Origin of the sequence: Microbulbifer mangrovi, from assembly GCF_002009015.1 — a bacterium.
In the GTDB taxonomy this organism is placed as follows: Bacteria; Pseudomonadota; Gammaproteobacteria; order Pseudomonadales; family Cellvibrionaceae; genus Microbulbifer; species Microbulbifer mangrovi.
Window position 1 is genome coordinate 1 of sequence record NZ_LZDE01000174.1, and the last position, 5,299, is coordinate 5,299.

Here is a 5,299-nt window from a genome sequence, read left to right on the forward strand (position 1 = left end):
CGGTCCTGAAAACCTGTACCCGGCAATTTGCCGCTACTGTCAGTGTTCAGTGCCACTATTTAACCTGCCCCAGCGTGAATCGATGCTGAATCAACCAAAGCGTTTGTCGGCCACGAAGGGGTTGGTTTGCCGCTCCTGTCCAAAGGTGGACATGGGGCCGTGGCCGGGGATGAATTTGACTTCGTCGCCCAGGGGCCAGAGCTTTTTGGTGATGGAGTCGAGCAGATCCTGATGGTTACTCATGGGGAAGTCGGTGCGGCCGATGGAGCCGGCGAACAGGACGTCTCCCACCAGTGCCAGGTTGCTGGGGCGATGGAAAAAGATGATGTGGCCGGGGGTGTGACCCGGGCAGTGCACGACTTCGAGGACTTCGTCGCCGACGGTCACGGTGTCGCCGTCTTCCAACCAGCGGTCGGGAGTGAAGGTTTCCACCGGCGGGAAGCCGTACATCTGTGCCTGTACCTCGATTTTCTCGATCCAGAACTGATCAGCCTTCTGCGGGCCTTCTACGGGCAATCCGAGGTCCCGGGACAGGGGCGCGGTGCCGCCAACGTGGTCGAGGTGGCCGTGGGTCAGGAGAATCTTCTCCAGCTTGAGGCCGCGCTCTTCCACCGCCGCGAGGATACGATCCACATCGCCACCCGGGTCGACCACCGCCGCCCGCTTGCTGTCATCGCACCACAGCAGGGTACAGTTTTGCTGGAAAGGGGTAACGGGAACCGAGTGAAATTGCAGAGCCATGGGATTACCTGTTTAGTCTTCGGTGCCGAGTATAACGCTCGGCGCCTTATCCGGCTAAGGTGGCCCTGGGCTTCGTTTTCAGTTTGGTGGCGGTAGCGCTACCGGCTGTTCCCTTGCAAGACTCGCCGTGCACCCATCCCTGGGGGCTCTACCGCGAGATCCCTCTCGCGGAAGGTCTTGCAAGGGAACAGCCGGCATCGCCACCTTCGATTCGGGGATCGGCGCTCTATATCGCTGCAGCCGTCGCTCGCTGCATTGGGCTGGGGCGGCGCGCCGAGGACTTTTTCAACAGCTCCTGCACATCCTCGATCAGGCTCTTCTGCACCATCTCGCTCTGCCAGTACCCATCGTGGGAAACCAGCTGGGGGCCCCAGCTGGCGGCGCTCCAGTCCGCCAGCGGGCGGGTTTCGTAGTCCCGGTAAACCGCCTGGTTATAGGAAGGGCTCAAGGGCTTGAGAGGCCAACCAAAGAGGTCGTCCGGGTGGTAGAAGTTTTTCCAGCGGAAGTTGTAGCCGCGGGTATCCGAGGTGACCGCCTGGATCTGGTCGCGGGCCATGCCGGCGGTCCACAGGGGGTTGCTGGCACCGAGGGTGTACCAGTGGGCCAGGGTTTTGCCGCGCAGGAAGAGGTCCTTGGCGGAGCCCTTGTGTACGCCTTTGGGTCCGCCGTCGCGCCACACGCCGTGACTGATGGTGGGGCGCTGGGCGTCCCACAGGTAGTTGGAGAGGATGCTGCAGCCGATTGAGTGGCTGAGCAGTATCACCGGGGCAGTGTCGGCGGTGGCTTTGGCGGCGCACTCGAAGGTCTGGTAGATGGCCTGCTGGGTCTTGTCGTAGTTGCCGCCGCGCTGGTGGATGTCTGCCTGTTGCGCGGAGGCTTCGGCGAGCCCGTAGAGCATGAATTTGCGCGCGCGCAGGTAGTCCATGTCGCGCTTCTGCATGGCCTCGAACACCCGCTCCAGATTGGGCTGCAGGTGGCCCTGACAGAGAATGGTGTCGGTGTGAATGCGGGACCAGTCGTCCCCCAGTCCGCTCTTGAGCGCCTGAAATAGCGGCTCGGCAAAGTCTTCGTCCACCGCGCCCATGCCCGGCGCGGCCAGGATGACCAGATCAGCCATTGTCGCTCCCCGTAGTATTTTTTTATTGGATGCGATTACCTCGCCGGGGGTTTCCCGCGCATCTTGTTATTTTCTCTGGATATATAAATTTGTGCTGCTCTTCAATAAACGAACCACGAGCAGTACTCCACAAACGCTAGAAGCTACCACCGGACGTTGGCAATGGGAAGAATGGCGCCATAAAAGATGAATTAAGCGACAAAATCATCCCGATGTGGCGGATTTTACAAAAAATCGGGATTTTTTCATGCCGGCGGGGAACTAGAGCGCCATGGGCCCGTCAAACATTACAGTTCCCCCAAATCGTATCGTGTGAACGCTTGGTAATCGAACTCTCATCGTATCTCTGCTTAAAGCCGGCCCTGTGCCGGCTTTTTTTCTGCCTGCAGAAAACGGTCAGATTCTCGGCGGGGCGTCGGAGCGGCGGCGGATGAGAGTGAAGTCCAGCTGGACCTGCTGGCCCTGCTCGGCTTCGCCGGCGCGCACTGCGCGAACTTTCTTCACCAGCAGGTCCACCGCTGCCCGCGACATATCCACCACCGGCTGGTGAATGGTGGTCAGCTCCGGCCAGATGGTGGTAGCGAGGGCGGTGTCGTCGAAGCCGCACACGGTGAGGTCTTTGGGAATATCCAGCCCGCGACGCTGGGCCACGGAGATGGTGGCCGCGGCCATTTCGTCGTTACACGCAAAAATCGCGGTGGGCGGGAGTTCCAGGTCGAGCAGCTGCTCGGCACCGAGCAATCCCGAGCGGTAGGTGAAAAAGCCCTCCACCTCCAGGTCCGCCGCCGGCGCCAGCCCCGAGTCCTTGAGGGCTTGGCGATAGCCTTCCAGGCGCCGCTGGCTCACCTGCTGGCCGCGGTCGCCGGTGATAAAGCCGATGCGCCGATGGCCGAGGGAGGCGATATGCCGGGTCATTTCATAGGCAGCCTGGTAGTCGTCGATCTTGACCACCGAGATATTGTTGCGCGGCTGCTCCGAGGCAATCAGTACCGCGGGGGTATCACTACCCTCCAACACTTCCAGCACCGCCGGCAGATCCGATAGCGGCGGCGGCAACAGCATGGCCTCGACGCCGCCATTCAGCATCCGCGCGGCTACCGCTTCCGCGTTCAACGCCACATCGCAGTGCTCCACCACCAGCTGGATGTTGTAACGGCTGGCCTGTTCCAGGGCGCCGATCAGGAAGGCACTCAGGTAGGAAGCACTGAGGTTGCTGTGCATCAAGCCGATCTTGATCTGGGCGCCACCGGCAAGGCTGCGCGCAGCATTGTTGGGGGTATAGCCCAGGGATTTGATCGCCGCGTTGACCGTATCGCGGGTACGCGCACGCACATTGTCTTCGCCGTTGATGACCCGGGAGACGGTCATCGGCGAGACCCCGGCCTCGCGGGCGACATCGGCAATAGTGGGGCCGCTGCCCTGGCGGCGGCTCTGTTTGGGTTTCACGCTGTCACAGGCCCAATCAATTTCACAGGCGGACAATGATCCACTTTAATCGTCACCGGAAGCAAGCGGTCACGCAGGCACCGGTGCAGAAGACGGGCAATACTGCCGGATAAACTCGTGGTGCGGCGGCAGCGCGTTGACCCCCTGGGCTACCTGCGCACGGAGTCCGGATTGTAGTTGCTGCATTTCCTGCTCGGTCATCATCTGCGTAAGCGGGTGGAAGGATTGCGGCTGCAAGCCCTGCCCCAGCATCACCTGCACCCAGGAATCCACGCGAAACAGTTCGTCGTTATTCTGGTAGGCATGGGCGCGCTCGCGGAACAGGTCGAGCCGCTGGGCGAGGCTGTCGGGAATATCCATCTGTCGGCAGTGATCCCAGAACACATCGCCCTCGCGCTGGTTGACGTGATAGTGCAACACGATGAAATCGCGGATGTCTTCCAGTTCCCGCTGGGTCTGGCGGTTGTACTCCTGTTGCAGTGACGGTTCCACACCAGTGAACGGGAACAGCTGCAACAGGCGCACAATGCCCGTAACGATCAGATGGATACTGGTGCTCTCCAGCGGTTCGATAAACCCACTGGAAAGACCGAGGGCAATACAGTTGTTTTTCCAGGTCTGTTTTTTCCTGCCGGTGGTAAAGCGAATTACCCGCGGATCCGTCAGCGGCTCGCCGTCCACACGCTCGAGCAACAGTGACGTTGCCGCATCGTCCGCAAGGTAGCGACTGCAGTACACCAGGCCATTGCCAATGCGCTCCTGCAACGGAATTCGCCAGCGCCAGCCCGAGGCCTCAGCGATGGAGCGGGTATAGGGCATGGCCGGGCCGGTTGCGCGAGTCTGCAAGGGTATGGCGCTGTCACAGGGCAACCAGTGCGACCAGTCTTCAAATTCGCTGCGCAGGGTTTTATCGATCAACAGGCCGCGGAAGCCACTGCAGTCGATAAACAGGTCTCCGTCGATCTCTCGACCGCCTTCCAGCAGAAGCGATTCGATGTCACCGGTTTGGGAGTTCTGGCGCACATCGTGGATGGTGCCCTCTACCCGGGTTACTCCATACCCTTCACTAAACTCGCGCAAAAACGCGGCGTACTGTGTGGCATTCAGGTGATAGGCAAAATTCAGCGGCGACTTGGGGCCCGCAGCAAATCGACCGGCCTCGGCAGCCTGGTGTTCCAGGCAGAAGTCTCCAATCCCGCTATCAAAACCCATCTGTTTGCCACGCAACCAGAAGTGGTGGAAATCACACATCCACGCACTGGTGCCCGTCTTGCCGAAAGAGTGGATATAGCGCTCGCCTTCCCTGCCCCAGTTTTCAAATGCGATGCCGAGTTTGGCCGTGGCCTGGGTAGCGCGCATAAATGCTTGTTCATCGATACCCAGCAGCCGGTGAAAAGTACGCAGGGGTGGAATGGTGGCTTCGCCGACACCCACGGTGCCAATGGAATCCGACTCCACCAGGGTGATATCCAGTATCTCACCGAGTTTTTTCGACAGGGCTGCAGCAGCAATCCAGCCAGCGGTTCCCCCACCGGCGATGACGACACGTTTAATACGGCCTTTTTCGTTCGCGACAGATTTTTCCATGCCGGCTCCCCTAGCGATTCAGCTTGTTGATCAGCATCGCACGCAGCTGGCGTGCGCCGATGTTATCCAGCTCGCCCAGTACACCGCGGGCATGCTCCGGAAGATGTTTGCCGGCCCGATCCCCGGGACCGAACACGTAGTACTCGAAAAGTTGCCGCCAGCCTTCTTTTTCGTGCTCAGGCTTGTCGCGCAGGGACAGGATGCCGTGATACAGCGCATTCATGCCCGAACCGGTATGCAGGGGCGCATCGTCCCACCAGTAATTCACCAGAATATTGAAGGGGCTCAAACCTTCCACATGGTGCATCCACATACTGGGAATATATATCGCATCCCCAGGCTCCAGCTCCGCCACCTGGCCTGCGGCCAGCGCATCGCGAAAACCCGGGAAACGCTCAAAGTCGGGAT

5 protein-coding genes are annotated in these 5,299 nt (G+C 60.3%); all 5 read right to left on the minus strand.

The window, feature by feature from the left end:
* Window positions 1-90: 90 nt before the first annotated feature.
* The gene (locus B4U49_RS01365; RefSeq protein WP_078082796.1) at window positions 91-741 is read right to left on the minus strand and encodes an MBL fold metallo-hydrolase; all 651 of its coding nucleotides are present in this window, start codon (window positions 739-741) and stop codon (window positions 91-93) included.
* Between the two features lie 226 nt (window positions 742-967).
* A complete protein-coding gene (locus B4U49_RS01370; RefSeq protein WP_078082797.1) occupies window positions 968-1,858 on the minus strand; it encodes a hypothetical protein in 891 nt (296 codons plus the stop codon).
* Window positions 1,859-2,254: 396 nt separating this feature from the next.
* On the minus strand, window positions 2,255-3,304 hold the full coding sequence (locus B4U49_RS01375) for a LacI family DNA-binding transcriptional regulator (protein ID WP_078082799.1): 1,050 nt from the start codon (window positions 3,302-3,304) through the stop codon (window positions 2,255-2,257).
* 69 nt (window positions 3,305-3,373) lie between these two features.
* The gene (locus B4U49_RS01380; RefSeq protein ID WP_078082798.1) at window positions 3,374-4,891 is read right to left on the minus strand and encodes a tryptophan halogenase family protein; all 1,518 of its coding nucleotides are present in this window, start codon (window positions 4,889-4,891) and stop codon (window positions 3,374-3,376) included.
* Window positions 4,892-4,901: 10 nt separating this feature from the next.
* Window positions 4,902-5,299, minus strand: a 398-nt coding sequence (locus B4U49_RS01385) for a cupin-like domain-containing protein (protein WP_193432795.1), incomplete at its 5' end; no start/stop codon positions are given.

Excerpts from the sequence above, each read along its gene's own strand:
- B4U49_RS01365 (WP_078082796.1), bottom strand. The coding sequence starts at position 741 with ATGGCTCTGCAATTTCACTCGGTTCCCGTTACCCCTTTCCAGCAAAAC.
- B4U49_RS01370 (WP_078082797.1), bottom strand. The coding sequence starts at position 1,858 with ATGGCTGATCTGGTCATCCTGGCCGCGCCGGGCATGGGCGCGGTGGAC.
- B4U49_RS01380 (WP_078082798.1), bottom strand. The coding sequence starts at position 4,891 with ATGGAAAAATCTGTCGCGAACGAAAAAGGCCGTATTAAACGTGTCGTC.